This is a genomic window from Bradyrhizobium guangzhouense (genome assembly GCF_004114955.1).
In the GTDB taxonomy this organism is placed as follows: domain Bacteria; phylum Pseudomonadota; class Alphaproteobacteria; order Rhizobiales; family Xanthobacteraceae; genus Bradyrhizobium; species Bradyrhizobium guangzhouense.
Window position 1 is genome coordinate 4,420,404 of record NZ_CP030053.1, and the last position, 21,177, is coordinate 4,441,580.

Here is a 21,177-nt window from a genome sequence, read left to right on the forward strand (position 1 = left end):
TCAAGCGTGCTGCTTCATCTCCACCGGCGGCGTGCCGTGGGTGTGGAAGGACTCGATCGTCTTCAACCCCCAGGCCTGGCCCTTCTTGCGCTCCTCCTCGGTCCACACGATCGGTTTCCAGTCCGGCGCGAGGATCAGGCGGGCGCCGGCATTGGCGACCTCGACGCGGTTGCCGCCGGGCTCGTAGACATAGAGGAAGAAGGTCTGCTGGATCGCGTGCTTGTGCGGTCCGGTCTCGATATGCACGCCGTTCTCCAGGAAGATGTCGGCCGCGCGAAGAATCTCCTCGCGGCTGTCGAGCGCGTAGGTGACGTGGTGGAAACGACCGGGCGTACCGGAATGGTCGAGCGAATAGGCGAAATCGTAGCTCTTGTTCGACATGGTCAGCCACATCGCAGCTTCACGGCCGTCGTTGAGCACGATCTGCTCGGTCAGCCGGCAACCGAGATAGTTTTCGAAGAACTCGCGATTGGCCTTGATGTCGACGGCGAGGCAATTGAGATGGTCGAGCCGGCGAACATTGACGCCGCGTGCGGGAAAACGCTGCGCCTGGTTCTTCAGCGCCGGCTTCAGCTCCGGCGGCGCCTGATACCACTCGGTCTCGTAATAGAGCTCGACGATGTGGCCGTCAGGATCGCGGCAGCGGAAGGTCGGCCCCTGCCCCATGTCGCCGTCGATCCAGCCGATATCGAAGCCCGAGCCCTTCAGCGCGGCGACGCGGCGTTCCAGCGCCTGCTGGCTGCGCGCCCGCAGCGCCATATGCTCCATGCCTGAGGTCTTCGAGGCCGTGAGCTTGAGCGAATAGCGCTCGTAATCGTCCCAGCCGCGCAAGTACACCGACTCGCCCTTCCGTCCGCTGACGGTCATACCCATGACATCGACGAAGAATTTCAGGCTCTCGTCGGGCTTGGGCGTCAACAGCTCCATATGGCCGAGATGGGCGAGATCGAGGATCGGTTCGCTCTGCATGGTTCCTCCAAAACTTGGCTGCGATCCCTTTTGAGGAATCGCGCAATCGGGCGCGGGACACAATGTGCATGGGGCGCCGGGGCGGCCGTCGGCCTGCGGGCTCATTTGTACTAATGTACAAATGATTAGGTCCCGTCAACAAATCAACGCGGGCCGCCTGCAACCGTTGCTGCTCGGCGCCTTGAACAGCCGTCTCGCCGGAGGGCGGATGGACTGCTCGAATGGTAAAGTCTTCCTTAACTCGAATTGGGGCCCTCGGGCCCATAAACCAGCATTTTCGGGCAGATTCCGCCCACCAGTATGCATTCGGAACAAACCGAGCGGCCGAATTGTAGTGGATTTAACAAAGCCGCCGCGCCTGCCGTTTAACCGTTTGTGCAGCCACGACCCGCATAGTCGCAGAAACAGTCTGATTTTTCAGGTTCATCCATCGTGACATCTTTTGGACGCGTGATTTCGGTACGTGGATCGCTCGCCCGGGTCGGGCTTCTGGCACAAAGCCAGATGTCGATCTCGGAGGTACGGGCGACCGTCGGCCGCTTCGTCAGCATCCGCTGCGCCAGTTCGGTCATCGTCGCCATGATCACCGAAGTGTCCTGCGAGAACCTCGCAAGCACCGGCGAGTACATCGCGATCGCCTCGGTCGACCTGCTCGGCGAAATCCTCAACGCCGCCGACAAGGCCAAATTCCAGCGCGGCGTCACCAATTATCCGACCATCGGCGATGCGGTCGACCTGATCACGAGCCAGGAGCTGCGCACGATCTACGCGCCGACCGGATCGGACCAGATCAATGTCGGCTTCCTCCAGCAGGACCGCTCGGTCATCGCCTATGTCGACATCGAGGAGATGCTGTCCAAGCATTTTGCGGTGCTGGGATCGACCGGCGTCGGTAAATCGACCGGCGTGTCGCTGCTGCTCAACGAGATCCTGAAGGCGCGCCCGAACCTGCGCATCTTCCTGCTCGACGTGCACAATGAATATGGCCGCTGCTTCGGCGACCGCGCGCTGGTGCTCAATCCGCGAAACCTGAAGCTGCCGTTCTGGCTGTTCAATTTCGAGGAAATCGTCGACGTGCTGTTCGGCGGCCGCGCGGGCGTGCCCGAAGAACTCGACGTCCTCGCGGAAGTGATTCCGATCGCCAAGGGCATCTACACGCAATATCAGAACACCGATCGCCTTGGCCTGAAGCGCATCGATCCCAAGCAGATCGGTTTCACCGTCGACACGCCGGTGCCGTACCGTCTGGTCGACCTGATCTCGCTGATCGACGAGCGCATGGGCAAGCTGGAAAATCGCTCCTCGCGCATCATCTATCACAAGCTGATCTCGCGCATCGAGGCGGTCCGCAACGATCCGCGCTACGCCTTCATGTTCGACAACGCCAATGTCGGCGGCGACACCATGGCCGAAGTCATCAGCCATCTGTTCCGCCTGCCCGCCAACGGCAAGCCGATGACGGTGATGCAGCTCGCCGGCTTCCCGGCCGAGGTCATCGATTCCGTCGTGTCGGTGCTGTGCCGCATGGCGTTCGATTTCGGCCTGTGGAGCGACGGCGTTTCGCCGATGCTGTTCGTCTGCGAGGAAGCGCACCGCTATGCCTCCGCCGACCGCAATATCGGCTTCGGGCCGACCCGCAAGGCGGTCTCGCGCATCGCCAAGGAAGGCCGCAAATACGGCGTCTATCTCGGGCTGATCACGCAGCGCCCCGCAGAGCTCGACGCCACGATCATCTCCCAGTGCAACACGCTGTTCACGATGCGTCTTGCCAACGACCGCGACCAGGCGCTGCTGCGCGCCGCCGTCTCGGATGCGGCCGCGAACCTGTTGTCCTTCGTGCCCTCGCTCGGTACCCGCGAGGTGCTGGCGTTCGGCGAAGGCGTCGCCCTGCCGACGCGGCTGCGCTTCAAGGAGGTGCCGCCGCATCAATTGCCGCGCGGCGAGGCCACCATTTCCAGCGTGCCGTCGATCTCCGCCGGTCACGACATGCATTTCGTCGGCGCCGTGCTCGAGCGCTGGCGCGGTGCGACCTCGCAGCGCGACGTGCCGAACGACCCGGTGTTCGCCGCGCCGCCCGCCAAGACGCTCGCGCCGGCCGAAACGCCGATGCTGCAGCCCTCGATGGGCCTCGACCCCGACCGCTTCTCACTGCTGAAGAAGCCGCTGCGGTAAGGGGCGCGCTTACGCCTCTAGCACATGTCATGCCCCGCGAAGGCGGGGCATCCAGTACGCCGCGGCCTCTCGATTGAATCACCACCGCCTCTGGAATACTGGATCGCCCAATTAAATCGGGCGATGACAGCGAGTATGTGGCAAGCGCGCCGCGCATATAGCTGCACGTTGAGGCGCCCGCCCGCATGGACTATGGTTTGCCGCCCCCGAGCCGGAATCCATGCCCATGACAAAGCCCGCGCAACGCTTTCCCGTACCCGCCATCGACAGCCTGCCTGACGACATCCGTACGCGCCTGCTCGCCGTGCAGGAGAAGAGCGGCTTCGTGCCCAACGTCTTCCTGACGCTGGCCTACCGCCCCGACGAGTTCCGCGCCTTCTTCGCCTATCACGACGCGCTGATGGAGAAGGACGGCGGCCTCTCCAAGGCTGAGCGCGAGATGATCGTGGTGGCGACCTCGGCCGCCAACCAGTGCCAATATTGCGTGATCGCCCATGGCGCGATCCTGCGCATCCGCGCCAAGAACCCTGTGATCGCCGACCAGATCGCGACCAATTATCGCAAGGCCGATATCACGCCGCGGCAGAAGGCGATGCTCGATTTCGCGATGAAGATCTCGACCGATGCGCAACGGAGCTCGGAGGAGGATTTCGCAAGCCTCGCCGCGCACGGCTTCAGCGACGACGACATCTGGGACATCGCCGCGATCTCCGCCTTCTTCGGCCTGTCGAACCGGCTGGCGAATTTCACCGGCATGCGGCCGAATGAGGAGTTCTACCTGATGGGACGCCTGCCCAAAACCGAAAAGAAATGACCGAAACGGAATGACCGAGCTCGACTGGAGCGAAATCCTGCTGCGCCTCGGCGTTGCAACGCTTGCCGGCGCCGCGATTGGGCTCAACCGCGATTTGCAGGGCAAGCCGCTCGGGCTGAAGACGCTCGGCATCGTCGGCCTCTCCACCGCGACCGTGGTGGTGCTGGCGCTGCAACTCTCCGAGCCCGGCAAGGTCGTCGATGCCACCAGCCGGGTCATCCAGGGCATCCTCACCGGCATCGGCTTCCTCGGTGCCGGCGTCATCGTCCATGAAAGCGAGCGGTTTCGCGTCCGCGGGCTGACCAGCGCCGCCTGCACCTTCCTTGCCGCCTGTCTCGGCGTGGTCTGCGGCGCGGGGCAATGGAAGATCGTCGCGATCGCGCTGGCGCTGACCTTCGTGCTGCTCACGATCGGCCGCCGCATCGAGCGCCACTTGCACCGCATGCTCGGCGGCAAGGACGAGCCGCACGAGGACAACAGGCAAGCGTAGCAGACCTTGCTCAAATCTTCCGCTCGCATATTGGTCTGAAGCACTGATAATCGCCGCAAAAGATTTCGCTGACGTCAGCCAGCGACGACCGTTCGAACCCGAGAGACATGATGGACAACAGTGCTCACGCCCCCGGCGATGTGACGTTCGACTTCCGCGCATTGTCGGCGCGCGACAAATACAAGCCGCTGATCGGCACCGTGGTGCCGCGGCCGATCGCGCTGGTGACGACGGTCGATCCGCAAGGGAAGATCAACGCCGCGCCATTCAGCTTCTTCAACTGCCTGTCGGCCGATCCGCCGATTCTCGCGCTCGGCGTCGAGAACCACCCGGACATGCGGTTCAAGGATACCGGCCTCAACATCCGCCTGACCGAGGTCTTCACCGTCAACATCGTCTCGCACGCCATTGCCGAAGCGATGCACGTCTGCGCCGTGCCGTTCGCGCCTGATCATGATGAACTCGAGGCCGCGGGCCTGACCGCGATGCCGGGCAGGACCGTGGCGTCACCCTGGATCAAGGAGGCGCCGGCTGCCTTCGAATGCCGCCGCCACATCACGCTCGAACTCGGCAAGTCGCGCCAGATCATCATGGGCGAGATTCTATTCGCGCATTATCATCAGGACGTCGTGGATGCCGAGCGCCTGCACATCGACCCGGCGAAGCTCGATGCCATCGCCAGGCTCGGCGGCAGCACCTGCTGCACCATTCGCGACCGTTTCGACATGGAAACGCCCACGCTCGACGACTATTGGAGCCAGCGGCAGTCCTAGCCGAGCGTTGGCCGCTGGGCTCCTTGTTCCGCGAGCTCGCGCGCCCTCCGGCTGACGCGCCTTCTGCAACATGATGTTCCGCGCCTCGGTGCTGGCCTCCATGCTGCGCTTCGAAGGCGATGATGTCGCTAACGTGGGTTACAGCGCGCCGGCCTATAAACTTGCATTTCGCGGGAACAATCGCGGCCTCCCGGCGTCTGGCGCGAAGACGCTAGCCGCCTGCCAGCTCCTCGACCTCGAGCGTGATCGATATCTTCAGGAACGGTGCATGCTCGTCCTCACGCACGTCGACGACGACGTGATCGGCACTGCCGGCCACGAACGCCTCACGAGCGATCGACGCGCCGGTCAGCACCGCTTCCTTGCGCGCGACCTCCACATTCGCGAAATTCTGCCCGTCCTCATCGGGGATGAGACGGCTGTCCTCGTGGATGTCAAAATGGAAGCGCGGCATCCGGGCCTCAAAGGGTTGGCGATTGATGGAGGTAACGGCCGTCGAAATCGGCTAGTTCCTGAAATTTCCGCTCGTCGAGCACGGTGGCGCGGCCGCGATTGAGCTCGACGACGCCCTCCTGGCGGAGTTGCCTGATCACCCGGTTGGCGTGCACTGCGGTGATGCCCAGGGCCTCTCCGATCTGCTCTTGCGTCAGCGGCATTTCAAAGCTGTTGCCGTCGAGCCGCCCGATCAGCCTGAGACGCTCACGCAGCTCGATCATGACATGTACGAGACGCGCGGGCGCGGGCCGTTGGCCGACATTGACGATCCACTCTCGGAACATCGAGGCGTCGATCAGCGTGTCGCGCCAGAACATCTCGGCCACGCTCGGACTGCGGCGATGCAGCTTCTGCAAATTGTCGTGGCTGATGAAGCCGAGCGTTGCCGGCGTCAGCGTCGACAAATCATGGTCCATCACGTGCAGGAACAGGCTCATGAGATCCGGGATCTCGCCGGGAATATGCAGCGAAAGAATCTGCCGCTTGCCGTTTGCGATGGTCTTGGAGCGCGCGCAAAATCCGTCCACGATCAGGCAGCAATCGGTCGCGCGCTCGCCATCGCGCACCACCGCCGTCTCGGCCGGAAACTCCCGCACCGAGATCGGAAGGGCGCCGATCTCCTTGATATCCTCCTCCGCAATTGCGGAAGAAACGCGCAGTCGCTTGATAAGCGCCGCGCGGATCGCGTCGCTGGGCACTTCGTTGGCTCCCGTCGTGGAGGTGGAACTCATGGCGCCGCAGCGCCGCCATGACAAAAAACCCGCGATCGCCTCGCCCGGTTCCAACAAAAGTTAAGGACGCGTCTTGGCGGCGCGTGGTTGGCTCGACGCTTGAAAGGGCAACTCATCATGAAGAAGCGCAACCGCACGCGACCGGCACTGTCCCTTCAGGAACGCTTGACCAGATTCACGCAGAACGCCCGCGCCGCGGCCAGGAATCTCCCTGCCGGCGCCGAGCGCCACGAGTTGCTGCAGAAGGTGCGCGACGGCGAGGCCGCTGCGGAGATGGAGCGGTGGCTCTCCCCGCAAGGCCCGAAACAGGCGCGCGATGCGCTAGATCGCTAGTGCTTCACCATCAGCGGGAGCGCGGGCGCGAAGCGCTCCTCAAATGTCAAAGTTCTGGCCTGGTGGACTGCGGCGAACGACGCCGAGATTCCCGCTGAAGCAACCACGGCCAACGCAATTGCGAAAACCAGACGGCGCATGTGAGCCTCCTGTGTGAGCTCGACTACCATCATTAAGTGGGGCGGCTCTGTTTCAGGACGGTTTCATCGGCGCGGAAAATGATTGCGTTCAAGCGGCTGTGATCAGATCAGGCTCACGCGCCCGTCTGCCGTGACCAACTAATCAGTGTCGCTGTCGTCTTACGGAGAACGCGGGCGATCTGGAATTTCACGCCCGCGATCACGATCGAGTCTCTCAAGACGGTCGCGACGAGCAGGAAATGCTCACGCGCAGCGTCTTCGAGGAAGACTCACATGAAAATCATCATCCAAAGGCTCAATGGTCTGTGGCACCTCATCGTCGGATCGTATCGAATCCGTACGCCCTTCCTTGAGACCCAGGACCGCGCGCTCGTCGTGACATATGCCAGGCGCGCTTATCCCGGCGCCAAGATCTTCCAGCGCGACTGATGCAAGCGGTGCGCGCCTAATCGTCCGATGCCGGCCCGCACCAGCCGGGCAGGTAGATTGCATCCTTGCTCTTGGCCGCAGCCAGCGCTTTCTCGAGCGCCTTGTCGAAATTGGCATCCACGGCCTTGCGCGTCAGCTTGCGGCGCAGAAAGTCGGCCCACAGAAATTCGGAAAACGGCGTGGTGTCCTTGGCGAAGCCGCCCATGCGGCGGAGCTCGCCGGCGAGGCTGCGGAACGGATCGTCCCTGAGATCGGCGACCGATTTCGGCAGATCGCGGAATGGACGGCGCTCCCCCTTGGAGTCATAAGGATAGACCCAGCGCTTGTTGTCCATCACGCCCCAGAACGCTTCGCGCTCGACCATACGAAGGTCGCCCACCACCGTCACCAGCACCTCCTTGATGCCCTCGTCGTGCAGCGCGCGGCCGAGATGGTGATGGTCGATCACGTAGTAGCGCCCGTCAGGTCCGGCGACGACGGGGATCATGTGGGTGCCGAGCAGGTCGGACTGCTTCCTCTTGCCGTGCTCGCGCCAACGCTTGCGCTTCTCCTTGACCTCGCGCATGCCGACCGTCATCTGCGTCGGCCGAAGCGACAGGATCGATACCGGGTGCACTCTCGGCTCGCGTGCGTTGGTCGTCATGATCGAGGCCTCTTGTCTGGTTGCAACCTGTCGTCCGGGTTCCCGATTATGCCATGGGCCTTGCGGCGGCAACATGCGTTCGAGGCAACGAGCGCGATCTGCCCCGCAGTGTTGCAGCGCAACCCTGAGGTCCCTGACGCCGGGATGACAACCGGGTCTCGTGATGGCGCACTTCCGTCCTGGAGGATCATGCGAACGCGCAATACACGTGCGCGTTGAGAAGATTTTCTGCACCCCCCGTGTCGCCTGTGCTATCTAAAAATCGCTGCTTCGGAGTGATCCCCGCCCCATGAAATCCCAGCGGCCCATAACCTCGGACGACGAGCACCAGGTGCTCCAGTTCAGGCCGCGCACGACGCCCTCTCCGGTGATCCATCGGGGCAGCGGTGTCGTCCAGAAGCTGCATGCAGCGGCACCCGAACCGCTCGACCTGTCGCGTTACGAGCAGCCCCGCGCCGAGCCCGACGATTTCCGACAGCGGATGCTCGCCAATATCGCGGCGCTCGCCTTCACCATCGCCCTGACTGCGATCGGGATCTGGCTCGCGGTCAGCATCGCCGATTTGCGCCGCACCCAGGATTGCGTGCTGATGGGCCGTCGGGACTGCGTCAAGATCACGACGCCGCACATCTAGGCCAGGCTTGCCTGGACAGGACCCTGGCACCGACGCCTCCTGGCGGCTGGTCATGCCTCCGGGGCCGGCATCCCCAGCCCTGTCCCCACCCCTGTCCGGCTCCATTGAACTCAGGGCGGCGCTCCGATATACGGGCTCTCGACCCGTCCAGAGGGGGGTTTGAGGGCGTCATCAGGGGCGCGATGCCCACCCACCGTGCCGCTCTGGGAAATCTGACAAATACCAGCAATATATCAAAGGCTTAGTGATGTCCTCCACATTCGATCAGGTCGCTACGATCATCGCTGAAACCTGCGACATCCCGCGCGACACGATCACGCCGGATAGCCATGCCATCGATGACCTCGGCATCGACAGCCTCGATTTCCTGGACATCGCGTTCGCGATCGACAAGCAGTTCGGCATCAAGCTGCCGCTGGAAAAGTGGACCCAGGAAGTCAACGACGGCAAGGCGACCACCGAGCAGTATTTCGTGCTGAAGAACCTGTGCGCGCGCATCGACGAGTTGGTTGCCGCCAAGGGCGCGAGCGCCTAATCGGGCGGTCATGCAACTCGAATACTTCCACATGATCGATCGCATCGTCGACCTCAAGGTCGACGAGAAGACGATCGTCGTCGAGGCCCAGGTCCCCAAGGAGAGCACCATCTTCGAGGGGCATTTCCCGGGCTATCCCTTGATGCCCGGCGTGCTGCTGATCGAATCGATGGCGCAGGCTTCCGGCTTTCTCCTGCTCGGCGTCCTTAAATTCGAGCGCATGCCGATTCTGGCTGCGGTCAAGGAAGCCAAGGTGCGCGGCTCGGTGTTTCCGGGCGACCTCATGACCCTCGAGGCGAGCGTCGCCCATGAGGGCTCGGGCTATGCCATGACCGAAGCGAAGATCCGGGTCGGCGGCAAGCTGCGCGCGAATTCGACGCTCACCTTCACGCTGATCCCCTTCCCCAATTCGGATATGCGCGGATACATGGACGCGGTCGCACAACGCGTCGGCTTTCCGCAACAGGCCGTTTCGCCATGACTGACACCGCTTCGAAGCCGGGCCAGACCGAAGTCTGGATTACCGGCATTGGTCTTGCCACTTCGCTCGGCGAAGGGCTCGATGCCAACTGGGCCGCGCTCCAGGAAAAGCGCATCAATGTCGACGAGAACGGCTTTACGCCCTTCATCGTCCACCCGCTGCTGCCTGTGTCCTTCGACAGCCAGATCCCGAAGAAGGGCGACCAGCGCCAGATGGAAGCCTGGCAGCGCATCGGCGTCTATGCCGCGGGCCTTGCGCTCGACTCGGCCGGTATCAAGGGCAACAAGGACATCCTGTCCAAGATCGACATGGTGGTGGCCGCCGGCGGCGGCGAGCGCGACCTCAACGTCGACACCGGCGTGCTGAACGCCGAGGCCAAGGGCGCCAACGCCCCCGGTTTCCTCAACGAGCGGCTGATGAGCGATCTCCGGCCGACGTTGTTTCTGGCCCAGCTCTCCAACCTGCTCGCCGGCAACATCGCCATCGTCAACGGTCTCGGCGGCACCTCGCGCACCTTCATGGGCGAAGAGGTTGCGGGCGCCGATGCGCTGCGCATCGCACTGTCGCGCATCGCCTCGGGCGAGAGCGACATTGCCCTCGTCGGCGGCTCGCACAATGGCGAGCGCAAGGACCTCCTGGTCCTCTACGAATTCGGCGACTTCAACCTGAAGGACAAGTTCGCCCCCGTGTGGGCGCGCAAGGACCACGCCGGCTTCGCGCTCGGCTCGGCCGGCGCCTTCCTGGTATTGGAATCGAAGGCCCACGCCGAGGCACGCGGCGCCAAGCCGTACGCAAAACTGTCGAGCGTCGTGACCGATCTGGCCCGGCGCAAGCAGTCCGGCGACATGGAAGCGACGCTGGAGAAGCTGTGGGACAAGCTGCCCAAGCGCGAGGGCAAGGGCGCGATCATCTCGGGCGCATCGGGCGCAGAGCCCGCGACCTCGGAGGAGCGCGACTTCCTGAAGAAGCACGCCAACTTTCCGGTGCGCGCCACCGGTACGATGTTCGGGCACACCATGGAAACGCAGTTCCCGCTCGGAATTGCGCTCGCGGCGCTCTCGATCTCGCGTGGCGCGCTGTTCCCGCCGAACGATTCGACCGGGACCGAGATTGAAATGCAGGGGGCGCCCACCCAGATTGTCGTGGTGGGAGCCGGACACTGGCGCGGCGAAGGCATGGCGCTGGTCGAGGCTGTAAGCTGAAGCGCGCCGCGCTTTGGCCGGTTGTTGTTTTGAGCATGATCTTACCGGAAAACCGCGTCACACTTTGCGCTAACGCGGCCCTCCGGGTCCGGATCATGCTCTAGCTCTATCGGGGGACGATCGACATGACTGCACCACGCGACAAACTCGGGCGTCCCGTTGTCGTCGTCACCGGCATGGGCATCACGACCTCGCTCGGTGCCGGCAAGGCCGACAATTGGTCGAAGCTGGTCGCCGGCGAATCCGGCATCCGCACCATCACGCGCTTTCCGATCGACGGCCTGAAGACCACGATGGCCGGCACGGTCGATTTCGTCAGCGTCGATCCGTTCTCCTCGACCGGCCTGTCCGAACGGATGGCTGAGCTCGTCACCCAGGAAGCCCTCGAGCAGGCCGGCATCGGCGCCAAGGGCGATTTCCCGGGTCCTCTCTTCCTCGCGGTCGCTCCAGTCGAAGTTGAATGGCCTCAGCGCCGCGAGCTCGGCCGCGCCGTCGGCAAGCCCGACTTCACCTATGACGATTTGCTGCGCATCTCCGGCGGCGGCAAGTACAGCGCCTATCACCATCGCTTCATGTTCGGCTCTGTCGCAGCCCACCTCGCCGAGACCTTCGGCACCAAGGGCTCGCCGATCTCGCTGTCGACGGCCTGCGCGTCCGGAGCGACCTCGATCCAGCTCGGCGTCGAGGCGATCCGCCGCGGCGAGACTGATGCGGCGCTGTGCGTCGCCACCGACGGCACCGTGAATCCGGAAGCGCTGGTGCGCTTCTCGCTGCTCTCGGCTCTGTCGACCCAGAACGATCCGCCGCAAGCGGCCTCCCGCCCCTTCTCCAAGAACCGCGACGGTTTTGTCATGGCCGAAGGCGCCGGCGCGCTGGTGCTGGAGAGCTACGAAGCAGCTGTTGCGCGTGGCGCAAAAATTCTCGGCGTGATCGCCGGTTGCGGCGAGCTGACCGACTCGTTCCATCGCACCCGCTCCTCGCCCGATGGCAAGCCGATCATCGGCTGCATGAACAAGACGCTGGCGGACGCCGGTATGACGCCTGACCAGATCGACCACATCAACGCGCACGGCACGGCGACGCCCGAGAACGACAAGATGGAGTTCAACACGACCTCGGCCGTGTTCGGCGATCTCGCGCAGAAGATCCCGGTGACCTCGAACAAGTCGATGGTCGGCCATACCATCTCGGCCGCCGGCGCGGTGGAAGCGATCTTCTCGCTGCTGACGCTGGAGCATCAGCGCATTCCGCCGACCATCAACTACGAGACGCCGGATCCGACGATCCTGTTCAACGTGGTCGGCAACAAGGCGCGCGATGCCCGCGTCACCGCCGTCATGTCGAATTCGTTCGGCTTCGGCGGCCAGAACGCCTCGCTGATCCTGACCCGCGAACCGGCGTAAGCCGGCTCGCGCGCGACCTGCGATGAACCGCCTGCTCCTCCGCACCCGGGCGCGCCTGCGCGATGCCCTCAAGCCCGTGTCAGAGGTCGCGGTCGGCGGACTCACCATCGCGCTGTTGCGCACTACGCGCTATTTCGACCCGGACAAGACGGCGGAATTCTTCGCCCGCGCCGCGCGCTTCATCGGCCGCTTCCTGCGCGAGGACCGCATCGGCCGCGAGAATCTGACGGCGGCCTTCCCCGAAAAATCACCGGAGGAGATCGAGCAGATTCTCACCGGCGTCTGGCACAATCTCGGTCGCATTGGCGCCGAGTTCGCCCATCTCGACCACATCTGGGACTACGACGTCGATCACCCGGAGAAGCCGAGCCGCATCGAGTTCGACGCGCGCACCAAGCAGCTGTTCGACAGCCTGCGCGACGACGGCAAGCCCGCGATCTTCTTCGCCAGCCACACCGGCAATTGGGAAATCCCGTTGGTGGGTGCAGTCGCGCACGGCCTCGACTGCGCGGTCCTATTCCGCCGGCCTAACAGCGAGGCCGCAGATCGCGCCATCGAGCGCATCCGTGCGGTGGAGATCGGCACACTGGTCGCCGCGGGCCGCGATGCGCCGTTGCGGCTCGGCCAAGCCCTGCAAAGCGGCCAGCACGTTGCCATGCTGGTCGATCAGTGGTTCACCAACGGCGTCGACGTCACCTTCTTCGGCCGCAAAACCAAGGCCAACCCGACGCTCGCGCGTCTGATCCGTCAGGTCGAATGCCCGATCCATGGCGTCCGCATCATCCGCCTCCCGAACCATCGTTTTCGCGCCGAGGTCACCGAAGAGGTCAAGCCGGTGCGCGATGCCGACGGCAATATCGACATCCAGGGCACGATGCAGGCGGTGACGTCGGTCATCGAAGGTTGGGTGCGCGAATATCCGGATCAGTGGCTGTGGCTGCATCGCAGGTGGCGCTAGCTGCGCCGTCGTTGTGGGCAGGCCGAGCGCGCCCTCATTCTCGGTGTCATCGCCCGGCTCGACCCACGGGTGTCCGGTTCATTGGAAGTATAGTCCAAGGTTCAACTGGTTTTGGTTGATAGGGACGGACTGCAGAGGTTCGAGCAAGTTGTTGATCGGACGTCTGTGCATGAGATTGGTGCGGACGAGCCGGGCAAATTCGAGGGGACTGTGTACCGCTTTTTGAGCGAGCTGGGCCATGCGCAGGAGGAGAAACGCGATCAGGGCGATGGCGATCTGAATGCGGACTGCGTTCTCGGAGACGCCGATAAAATGCCTGATTCGAAGCGTCTGCTTGACCCAGCGGAAGAACAATTCGATCTGCCAGCGCTGTTTGTAGAGCTCGGCGATCTCTTCTGCCGACGCGTCGAGATCATTGGTCACGATACGCAACTGCTTGCCGCTCTCAATGACGACGCAGATCTCCCTGACCGGAACTTGCAGCGGATTCTTGCGGCTGTTGGCGAGGCGGGCCGGCAAGTGACCGATCCGGTCGCTCACAATATTGCTGTTCTTGGAGACGTGGTTCTCCCTTATCACGTCGAGCGGAGTGTTCTTCTTCAACCGCGTCACGAAGCGGCAGCCGGCCTCATCGAGCTTCGCCCACCAGCCATAATCGTAGTAACCGAGGTCGTAGACGTAGGTTGCGCCCAGCTCAATCGGCATGGCCTTCGCAGCCGTGATGTCGTTGACGTTGGCTGGCGTCACCGCAAAGTAAACCGGCCGATCGGCATTCGGATCGTAGACGATATGCGCCTTGGCCCCGAACACATCGGCCGAAAATGTCGCCCAGCTCTCGCTCAGGCTGGAGAGCCTAATACTGGTAGAATCAATCAGGCGGACCGCATCCGCGGTTGCCCGCCGCAGCCCGCGATGCGCCTGCGGCAGCATCTGTGCGAACAGCTCGCTGAACACCTGCCAAGGTCGCTGCGAGTTGGCGTCCGACATCGTCGAGCGCTTCACCGGCGCCGCCCCCACGTGATAAAGCCGCGTCTCGTGGCTTGCCATCCCAGTCACGATCTCCCGCAGGCTCGTCGAGCCGCTCAATTGCCCATACAGCAGTGCAATAAAGTGGCGCTTCGTCGTCAACTTGCGCACCAATCGATCGGCCCCGTACTTCTCCACGACCTGTTCGAACTTAGACCAAGGGATTTGCTTCGTTAGACTGTGAAATACGCTATTCTGATGCCGCATGGCGTGGACTTCCTTCCGTGTCTCGAACGTGTGCGAAGCGCTCGAAACACAGAAGAATCCCCGTCATGCACCCTGTCCACAACAATCGAACCGGACACCCGTGGGCTCGACCGGGCGATCCAGTATTCCAGAGGCTTTCGTCGGAAAGCTCGCTCTCACAATTCACGCCTCGGCGTACTGGATGCCCCGGTCAAGCCCACGGGTGTCCGGTTCATTGGAAGTATAGTCCAAGGTTCAACTGGTTTTGGTTGATAGGGACGGACTGCAGAGGTTCGAGCAAGTTGTTGATCGGACGTCTGTGCATGAGATTGGTGCGGACGAGCCGGGCAAATTCGAGGGGACTGTGTACCGCTTTTTGAGCGAGCTGGGCCATGCGCAGGAGGAGAAACGCGATCAGGGCGATGGCGATCTGAATGCGGACTGCGTTCTCGGAGACGCCGATAAAATGCCTGATTCGAAGCGTCTGCTTGACCCAGCGGAAGAACAATTCGATCTGCCAGCGCTGTTTGTAGAGCTCGGCGATCTCTTCTGCCGACGCGTCGAGATCATTGGTCACGATACGCAACTGCTTGCCGCTCTCAATGACGACGCAGATCTCCCTGACCGGAACTTGCAGCGGATTCTTGCGGCTGTTGGCGAGGCGGGCCGGCAAGTGACCGATCCGGTCGCTCACAATATTGCTGTTCTTGGAGACGTGGTTCTCCCTTATCACGTCGAGCGGAGTGTTCTTCTTCAACCGCGTCACGAAGCGGCAGCCGGCCTCATCGAGCTTCGCCCACCAGCCATAATCGTAGTAACCGAGGTCGTAGACGTAGGTTGCGCCCAGCTCAATCGGCATGGCCTTCGCAGCCGTGATGTCGTTGACGTTGGCTGGCGTCACCGCAAAGTAAACCGGCCGATCGGCATTCGGATCGTAGACGATATGCGCCTTGGCCCCGAACACATCGGCCGAAAATGTCGCCCAGCTCTCGCTCAGGCTGGAGAGCCTAATACTGGTAGAATCAATCAGGCGGACCGCATCCGCGGTTGCCCGCCGCAGCCCGCGATGCGCCTGCGGCAGCATCTGTGCGAACAGCTCGCTGAACACCTGCCAAGGTCGCTGCGAGTTGGCGTCCGACATCGTCGAGCGCTTCACCGGCGCCGCCCCCACGTGATAAAGCCGCGTCTCGTGGCTTGCCATCCCAGTCACGATCTCCCGCAGGCTCGTCGAGCCGCTCAATTGCCCATACAGCAGTGCAATAAAGTGGCGCTTCGTCGTCAACTTGCGCACCAATCGATCGGCCCCGTACTTCTCCACGACCTGTTCGAACTTAGACCAAGGGATTTGCTTCGTTAGACTGTGAAATACGCTATTCTGATGCCGCATGGCGTGGACTTCCTTCCGTGTCTCGAACGTGTGCGAAGCGCTCGAAACACAGAAGAATCCCCGTCATGCACCCTGTCCACAACAATCGAACCGGACACCCGTGGGTCAAGCCGGGGCATGACAGATCGGGCTTGCGTTCTTCATCGGCGGCCGGACACTTTGCCTGGCGGTGCCGGGCCGCTAGCGCAGGCCCTCCGCGATCGCCAACGTCGTGGAAGGTTGGGTGCGCGAGTATCCGGAGCAGTGGCTCTGGCTGCATCGCAGGTGGCGGTAGCTGCTCCGTCGTTGTGGGCAGGCTGAGCGCGCGCCTCATTCTCGGTGTCATCGCCCGGCTCGACCGGGCGATCAAGTATTCCAGAGGCTTTCGTTGGAAAGCTCGCTCTCACAATTCACGCCTCGGCGTACTGGATGCCCCGGTCAAGCCTGGTCAAGCCGGGGCATGACAGCGAGGGTTCCAAACTGCTCTCGCCTACTACTCCGACAATCTCCGGCCACCGTTCTACTGTGCATGGGGTTGTTTTGCGGAAATGGCATCCGCGATCGATCTACCGTCCCGTCTTCACCCTGGTCCAGAGCCGGTTGATGATGCGCTGGGTGGCGGGATCACGGGCCGTGATGACGAACAGCTTTGAGAGCGTCGCCTCGTCGGGATAGATGTTCTTGTCGCCCAGGATCTTTGGGTCGACCAGCTTCTGGCTGGCGAGGTTGCCGTTGGCGTAGGACAGGAAGTCCGAGTTCTTGGCGGCCACGTCGGGGCGGTAGAGATAGTTGATCAGCTCGTAGGCTTCCTTGACGTTCTTGGCATCGGCGGGGATCGCCAGATTGTCGAAGAACATCTGCGCGCCCTCCTTCGGGATCGCATAGCCGATCTCGATGCCGTTCTTGGCCTCGGCCGCCCGCGCGCGGGCCTGCATGATGTCGCCGGACCAGCCGACCACGAAGCAGATCTCGCCGGTGGCCAAAGCGCTAAGATATTCGGAGGAGTGGAACTTGCGCACGAAGGGGCGGACTTTTGCGACGACATCGGCGGCCTTCTCCAGGTCGGCCTGCTTGGTCGAGTTCGGATCGAGCCCGAGATAGTTCAGCGCCGCCGGAAAGATGTCGTCGGCGGAATCGAGCATGTGCACACCGCAGTCTTTGAATTTTGCCAGGTTCTCCGGCTTGAAGACGATGTCCCAGCTGTCGATCTTGGCGTCCGCGCCCAGGATCTGCTTCACCTTGGCGACGTTGTAGCCGATGCCCGTGGTGCCCCACATGTAATTCGCGGCGTAGACATTGCCGGGATCGTAGGTCGCGAGATTCTTCGTCACCATCGGCCAGGCGTTGGCGAGGTTCGGCAGCTGCGACTTGTCGAGCTTCTGGAAGATGTTCGCCTTGATCTGGCGCTGCAGGAAATAGGCGGTGGGCACCACGAGGTCGTAGCCGGACTTGCCGGCCATCAGCCGTGTCTCCAGCGTCTCGTTGGCATCGAAGGTGTCGTAGACCACCTTGATGCCAGTCTCTTTGGTGAAGGCCTCGAGGACGTCGGGCGCCATGTAGTTCGACCAGTTGTAGAAGTTGACGACGCGCTCCTCGGCGCCGGCACCCTGCGAGAGCAATGTCAGCGCGGCGCCGATCGCGAAACCAAGGCGAAACCTCGCGCGGCTGACGTTCGTCATCTCTGTCTACCTTTTGCGTCCGCGTATCGCGTCCGACAGCCGCTCCAGCGCGGTGTCGAGCGTCTGGTCCTTCTTGGCAAAGCAGAAGCGCACCACCGAGGTCACGGGATCCTGCTCGTAGAACGCCGAGACCGGGATCGCCGCGACCTTGTAGTCTTTCACGATGCGCCAGCAGAACTCGGCATCGCTCTCGTTCAACCCGAGCGGCGACAGGTCGACCGTGAGGAAGTAGGTTCCTTGCGACTTCAGCACGGGGAAGCCGAGGCTCTCCAGCCCCTTGGTCAGGCGGTCCCGGCTCCGCGTCAGGTCCTTCCGCATCAACAGGAAGTAGTCGTCGGGCTTGCCGAGGCCGTAGGCGACGGCGGCCTGCAGGTTCGGCGCGGTGGTGAAGGTCAGGAACTGATGCACCTTGGCGGCGACGCGCAGCAGCTGCGGCGCGGCACAGACGAAGCCGATCTTCCAACCGGTCAGCGAGAAGATCTTGCCGGCCGAGCCGACCTTGATGGTGCGCTCGCGCATGCCGGGGATGGTGATCAGCGGGATGTGCTTGTGCTCGTCGAAGGTGACGTGCTCCCAGACCTCGTCGCAGATCGCGATGACGTCGAACTCCTGGCAATAGCGGGCCAGCAGCTCGAGGTCCTCGCGCGGATAGACCACCGCGCTGGGATTCAAGGGATTGTTGAACAGCACCGCCTTGGTCTTTGAATTGAAGACGCTTTTCAGCATGTCCTCATTCAGCCGCCAGCCCGGCGGCTCGAGCCGCACCAGGCGCGGAATGCCGCCGGCCTGGCGGATGATCGGCAGATAGGAATCGTAGACCGGCTGGAAGCAGACGACTTCGTCGCCCGGCTGCACCACCGACAGGATCGCCGAGGTCAGCGCCTCGGTGCCGCCAGATGTGACCATGACCTCGCTCATCGGATCGAGCTGGAGGCCGTGCCAGTGGGCGTAATGGGTCGCGATCGCCTGGCGCAGTTCCGGGATACCCATCATCGACGGATACTGATTGTAGCCGTTGAGCGAGGCATCGGCCGCAGCGCGGCGGATATCTTCCGGGCCGGGATCGTCAGGAAAGCCCTGGCCGAGATTGATGGCGTTGTTGTCGCGCGCGGCCTGCGACATCGCCTCGAAGATGGTGACGGGAAGGTCGGCGAAGACCTTGTTCAGCGAGGAGCTCTTGGTCGTCATCGCGGGGTTAGCCACCGACCTTGCTGGGAAGCCCCGCCGCCTTCCACCCGAGCATCCCGCCGGCCAGATGCTTGTCGTAAGGCAGGCCAGCCGCTTGGGCGGCGAGCGAGGCGGTCACCGAGCGCTTGCCGGAACGGCATGCGAACACGACCTCCTTGCCCTGGGGATCGGGGATCGCCTTGGGATCGAAGGTCGAGAGCGGCACGACGACGCCGTAAGGGTAAGCCTCGGCCTGGACCTCGTTCGGCTCACGGACGTCAACGAGCAGATAGCGCCCTTCCGCGACACCCTTGGAGACCTCGTCCGGGCTCAGATCCTGTACTTGATTTGCCACATCATCCTCCAACGTCGCAGGGCCCTCGCCGGGCGATCCCGGCCGGCGGCAACCTCGCCTCTCGGCATGCGAAAATCAAGCGCTACAAAGGCTTGAGCTGCCTTGCGCAAGTTAAAGCTAAATCGCAGCGACTTGAAGTGCGGCTTTGAATCCTAGCCCTAGATCGTGACCTGCGTGCCGACCTCGACCACACGACCAGACGGGATCTGGAAATAGTCGGTGGCGTCGTTGGCGGAGCGGCTGAGCGAGATGAACAGCCGGTCCTGCCAGCGCGGCATGCCCGAATGGGCGGCGGGCTTGAGCGCCCTCCGCGACAGGAAGAACGAAGTCGACATGATGTCGAACTGCCAGCCGAGCTTGCGGGCGATGGCGAGGGCCTTCGGCACGTTGGGCGATTCCATGAAGCCGAACTTCAGCGTCACCTTCGAGAAGGTCGGGCTGATCGCCTCCAGCTTCACCCGCTCGGCCGGATCGATGCGCGGGGTCTGCGCGGTCTCGATGGTGAGAATGACATTCTTCTCGTGAAGCACTTTGTAGTGCTTCAGACTGTGCATCAGCGCGGTCGGCGCGCTCAGGGGATCGCTGGTCAGGAACACCGCGGTTCCGGGGACCCGCTGCGGCGGCCGCTTCTCCAGCATGGCCACGAGGTCGGCGAGCGGGAATTCGAGCTTGCGCGACTTCTCGAACAGCAGCCGGCTGCCGCGCCGCCATGTGTACATCAGGAGGATCATGAGAGAGCCGAGCGCGAGCGGCACCCAGCCGCCCTCGAACACCTTGAGCAGGTTGGCAGCGAGGAACGTCAGGTCGAGGAACAGGAATGGTGCGATCAGGGCGGCTGCCCACAGCGGCGACCACTTCCAGGCTTTCCAGATCACGACAAATCCCATCAGACCGGTGACCACCATGGTGCCGGTCACGGCGATGCCATAGGCGGAGGCCAGCGCGCTGGAGGAGCGGAACAGCAGCACCATCATGATCACCGCCACCAGCAGCAGCTGATTGATGCGCGGAATGAATATCTGGCCGGAATGGACTTCGGACGTATGGCGAATTTCGAAGCGCGGCAGCAGCCCAAGCTGAATTGCCTGTCGCGTCAACGAATAGGCGCCAGTGATGACAGCCTGGCTCGCGATGACGGTGGCGGCGGTGGCCAGCACGACCATGCTGCCGCGAATGACCCCTTGCGGGAAGAGCTGGAAGAACGGGCTTTCGATCGCGGCGGGATCGCCGAGGACGAGCGCGCCCTGCCCCAGATAGTTCAGCGCGAGTGAAGGCAGCACGATGAAGAGCCAGGCGGTCTGGATCGGACGCTTGCCGAAATGACCGAGGTCGGCATACAGCGCCTCGGCACCGGTGACGGCCAGGAACACCGCACCCAGCGTGACGAAGCCGATGATGCCGTGGTGGAGCATGAACGACACCGCATAGAACGGGTTCAGCGCGAGCAGCACCTGCGGCTGCCGCATGATCGGACCGATCGCAACGACCGCGATCACGCCGAACCAGACGCACATCACCGGTCCAAAGAACGCCGCGACGCGGGCGGTGCCGCGCGATTGCACGGCAAACAGGACGACCAGGATCAGCACGGTGAGCGGAACGATGTAGGGCTCGAACGTCAGCGTGACGTCCTTCATGCCCTCGAGGGCCGACAGCACCGACACTGCCGGAGTGATCACGGCATCGCCGTAGAACAGCGCGCCGGAGATGATGCCAAGCATGACGATGGTCGCCCCGCCGGTGCCGACCGCGCGCTGGGCCAGCGCCATCAGAGCCAGCGTACCGCCCTCGCCGTTATTGTCGGCGCGCAGCAGGATCACGACGTATTTGAGCGTCACCACGACGATCAGGGCCCACAGGATCAGGGACACCACGCCGAGGACAGCCGCCGACGTCGGCGCGCCTTCAGCACCTGAGGCCGCCATCACCGCCTCGCGGAACGCGTAGAGCGGGCTGGTGCCGATATCGCCGTAGACGACGCCGATGCTGCCGAGCGTCAGCGCGCCGAAGCCGGCGGTGGTGTGGGCATCGCCATGCCCATTGGTCGCCGCCGTTTCCGGGGCGGGAACTGCTACGTCACTTGTCATGGGAGAGCCTGGTGGCCTCTAAAAATGCTTCACTGCACAACGGCTGAAGAGCGCGCGGCTTATAGTCCTGCGCTGCCGGCATAGCCTAGCCCGATTCTGGGCCCTTGGC

23 protein-coding genes and 1 pseudogene are annotated in these 21,177 nt (G+C 63.1%); 13 read left to right on the forward strand and 11 right to left on the reverse strand.

Translation table 11 applies throughout. The features are described from left to right. Entirely contained in the window at positions 1-969 is a 969-nt protein-coding gene (locus XH91_RS21360) for a catechol 2,3-dioxygenase (RefSeq protein ID WP_128952399.1), read from the reverse strand. Between the two features lie 432 nt (positions 970-1,401). Here XH91_RS21360 and XH91_RS21365 point away from each other — a divergent pair, with 432 nt between their 5' ends. The 4 genes from XH91_RS21365 (at position 1,402) to XH91_RS21380 (ending at position 5,218) form a co-directional block, all read left to right on the forward strand. After that, positions 1,402-3,141: an ATP-binding protein gene (locus XH91_RS21365; protein WP_128952400.1), complete on the forward strand. Its 1,740-nt coding sequence runs from the start codon at positions 1,402-1,404 to the stop codon at positions 3,139-3,141. Between the two features lie 226 nt (positions 3,142-3,367). Further along, positions 3,368-3,955: a peroxidase-related enzyme gene (locus tag XH91_RS21370; protein ID WP_128952401.1), complete on the forward strand. Its 588-nt coding sequence runs from the start codon at positions 3,368-3,370 to the stop codon at positions 3,953-3,955. A 10-nt stretch (positions 3,956-3,965) separates the two neighbouring features. Further along, positions 3,966-4,445, forward strand: coding sequence for an MgtC/SapB family protein (locus tag XH91_RS21375; protein ID WP_128952402.1), 480 nt, complete (start codon positions 3,966-3,968; stop codon positions 4,443-4,445). Positions 4,446-4,555: 110 nt separating this feature from the next. After that, the gene (locus XH91_RS21380; RefSeq protein WP_128952403.1) at positions 4,556-5,218 is read left to right on the forward strand and encodes a flavin reductase family protein; all 663 of its coding nucleotides are present in this window, start codon (positions 4,556-4,558) and stop codon (positions 5,216-5,218) included. Between the two features lie 211 nt (positions 5,219-5,429). Here XH91_RS21380 and XH91_RS21385 read toward each other — a convergent pair whose 3' ends face one another. Together XH91_RS21385 and XH91_RS21390 are read right to left on the reverse strand one after the other, a co-directional pair. Beyond that, a complete protein-coding gene (locus tag XH91_RS21385; RefSeq protein ID WP_128952404.1) occupies positions 5,430-5,672 on the reverse strand; it encodes a DUF6894 family protein in 243 nt (80 codons plus the stop codon). A 7-nt stretch (positions 5,673-5,679) separates the two neighbouring features. Continuing rightward, positions 5,680-6,444 (reverse strand): Crp/Fnr family transcriptional regulator, encoded by a 765-nt coding sequence (locus XH91_RS21390; RefSeq protein WP_164934053.1) that lies wholly within the window; start codon positions 6,442-6,444, stop codon positions 5,680-5,682. Between the two features lie 117 nt (positions 6,445-6,561). On the opposite strand from XH91_RS21390, the gene XH91_RS21395 reads away from it, so the two are divergent. Continuing rightward, a complete protein-coding gene (locus XH91_RS21395) occupies positions 6,562-6,777 on the forward strand; it encodes a hypothetical protein (protein WP_430644530.1) in 216 nt (71 codons plus the stop codon). Here XH91_RS21395 and XH91_RS38965 read toward each other — a convergent pair. Then, on the reverse strand, positions 6,774-6,917 hold the full coding sequence (locus XH91_RS38965; RefSeq protein ID WP_164934054.1) for a hypothetical protein: 144 nt from the start codon (positions 6,915-6,917) through the stop codon (positions 6,774-6,776). The genes XH91_RS21395 and XH91_RS38965 overlap by 4 nt on opposite strands. Positions 6,918-7,190: 273 nt before the next feature. On the opposite strand from XH91_RS38965, the gene XH91_RS38970 reads away from it, so the two are divergent. Continuing rightward, positions 7,191-7,346 carry a hypothetical protein gene (locus XH91_RS38970; RefSeq protein WP_164934055.1) on the forward strand — a complete coding sequence of 52 codons (156 nt, stop codon included), beginning with the start codon at positions 7,191-7,193 and terminating at the stop codon, positions 7,344-7,346. 16 nt (positions 7,347-7,362) lie between these two features. Here the strand turns inward: XH91_RS38970 and XH91_RS21400 are convergent, their stop codons facing one another. Then, the gene (locus XH91_RS21400; protein ID WP_128952405.1) at positions 7,363-7,989 is read right to left on the reverse strand and encodes a ParB-like protein; all 627 of its coding nucleotides are present in this window, start codon (positions 7,987-7,989) and stop codon (positions 7,363-7,365) included. 289 nt (positions 7,990-8,278) lie between these two features. Here XH91_RS21400 and XH91_RS21405 point away from each other — a divergent pair, with 289 nt between their 5' ends. The 6 genes from XH91_RS21405 (at position 8,279) to XH91_RS21430 (ending at position 13,202) form a co-directional block, all read left to right on the forward strand. After that, positions 8,279-8,623: a hypothetical protein gene (locus XH91_RS21405; RefSeq protein WP_128952406.1), complete on the forward strand. Its 345-nt coding sequence runs from the start codon at positions 8,279-8,281 to the stop codon at positions 8,621-8,623. 247 nt (positions 8,624-8,870) lie between these two features. Continuing rightward, the gene (locus XH91_RS21410) at positions 8,871-9,158 is read left to right on the forward strand and encodes an acyl carrier protein (protein WP_007592476.1); all 288 of its coding nucleotides are present in this window, start codon (positions 8,871-8,873) and stop codon (positions 9,156-9,158) included. Positions 9,159-9,168: 10 nt separating this feature from the next. Then, positions 9,169-9,639, forward strand: a complete 471-nt coding sequence (locus tag XH91_RS21415) for a 3-hydroxyacyl-ACP dehydratase FabZ family protein (RefSeq protein ID WP_128952407.1) — start codon at positions 9,169-9,171, stop codon at positions 9,637-9,639. Continuing rightward, entirely contained in the window at positions 9,636-10,841 is a 1,206-nt protein-coding gene (locus XH91_RS21420) for a beta-ketoacyl-ACP synthase (protein ID WP_128952408.1), read from the forward strand. Before XH91_RS21415 ends, XH91_RS21420 begins: the two co-directional genes overlap by 4 nt. Positions 10,842-10,966: 125 nt before the next feature. Beyond that, positions 10,967-12,244 (forward strand): beta-ketoacyl-ACP synthase, encoded by a 1,278-nt coding sequence (locus tag XH91_RS21425; protein WP_128952409.1) that lies wholly within the window; start codon positions 10,967-10,969, stop codon positions 12,242-12,244. A 22-nt stretch (positions 12,245-12,266) separates the two neighbouring features. Then, positions 12,267-13,202 carry a lipid A biosynthesis lauroyl acyltransferase gene (locus XH91_RS21430; RefSeq protein WP_128952410.1) on the forward strand — a complete coding sequence of 312 codons (936 nt, stop codon included), beginning with the start codon at positions 12,267-12,269 and terminating at the stop codon, positions 13,200-13,202. 78 nt (positions 13,203-13,280) lie between these two features. Here the strand turns inward: XH91_RS21430 and XH91_RS21435 are convergent, their stop codons facing one another. Next, positions 13,281-14,435, reverse strand: a complete 1,155-nt coding sequence (locus XH91_RS21435; protein WP_128950217.1) for an IS4 family transposase — start codon at positions 14,433-14,435, stop codon at positions 13,281-13,283. 211 nt (positions 14,436-14,646) lie between these two features. Continuing rightward, complete coding sequence (locus XH91_RS21440) at positions 14,647-15,801, reverse strand: IS4 family transposase (protein WP_128950217.1); 1,155 nt, start codon at positions 15,799-15,801, stop codon at positions 14,647-14,649. Between the two features lie 196 nt (positions 15,802-15,997). Here XH91_RS21440 and XH91_RS21445 point away from each other — a divergent pair. Beyond that, positions 15,998-16,075 (forward strand): annotated as a pseudogene (locus tag XH91_RS21445) (LpxL/LpxP family acyltransferase); the annotation flags it as partial. Between the two features lie 271 nt (positions 16,076-16,346). Here the strand turns inward: XH91_RS21445 and XH91_RS21450 are convergent. The 4 genes from XH91_RS21450 to XH91_RS21465 all read right to left on the reverse strand — a co-directional run bounded on the left by XH91_RS21450 (position 16,347) and on the right by XH91_RS21465 (position 21,068). Continuing rightward, entirely contained in the window at positions 16,347-17,459 is a 1,113-nt protein-coding gene (locus XH91_RS21450; protein ID WP_128952411.1) for a polyamine ABC transporter substrate-binding protein, read from the reverse strand. 6 nt (positions 17,460-17,465) lie between these two features. Then, entirely contained in the window at positions 17,466-18,647 is a 1,182-nt protein-coding gene (locus XH91_RS21455; protein WP_128952412.1) for an aminotransferase, read from the reverse strand. 7 nt (positions 18,648-18,654) lie between these two features. Further along, positions 18,655-18,981 carry a rhodanese-like domain-containing protein gene (locus XH91_RS21460; protein ID WP_128952413.1) on the reverse strand — a complete coding sequence of 109 codons (327 nt, stop codon included), beginning with the start codon at positions 18,979-18,981 and terminating at the stop codon, positions 18,655-18,657. A gap of 158 nt (positions 18,982-19,139) precedes the next feature. Beyond that, positions 19,140-21,068 carry a potassium transporter Kup gene (locus XH91_RS21465; protein ID WP_128952414.1) on the reverse strand — a complete coding sequence of 643 codons (1,929 nt, stop codon included), beginning with the start codon at positions 21,066-21,068 and terminating at the stop codon, positions 19,140-19,142. Positions 21,069-21,177 lie beyond the last annotated feature (109 nt).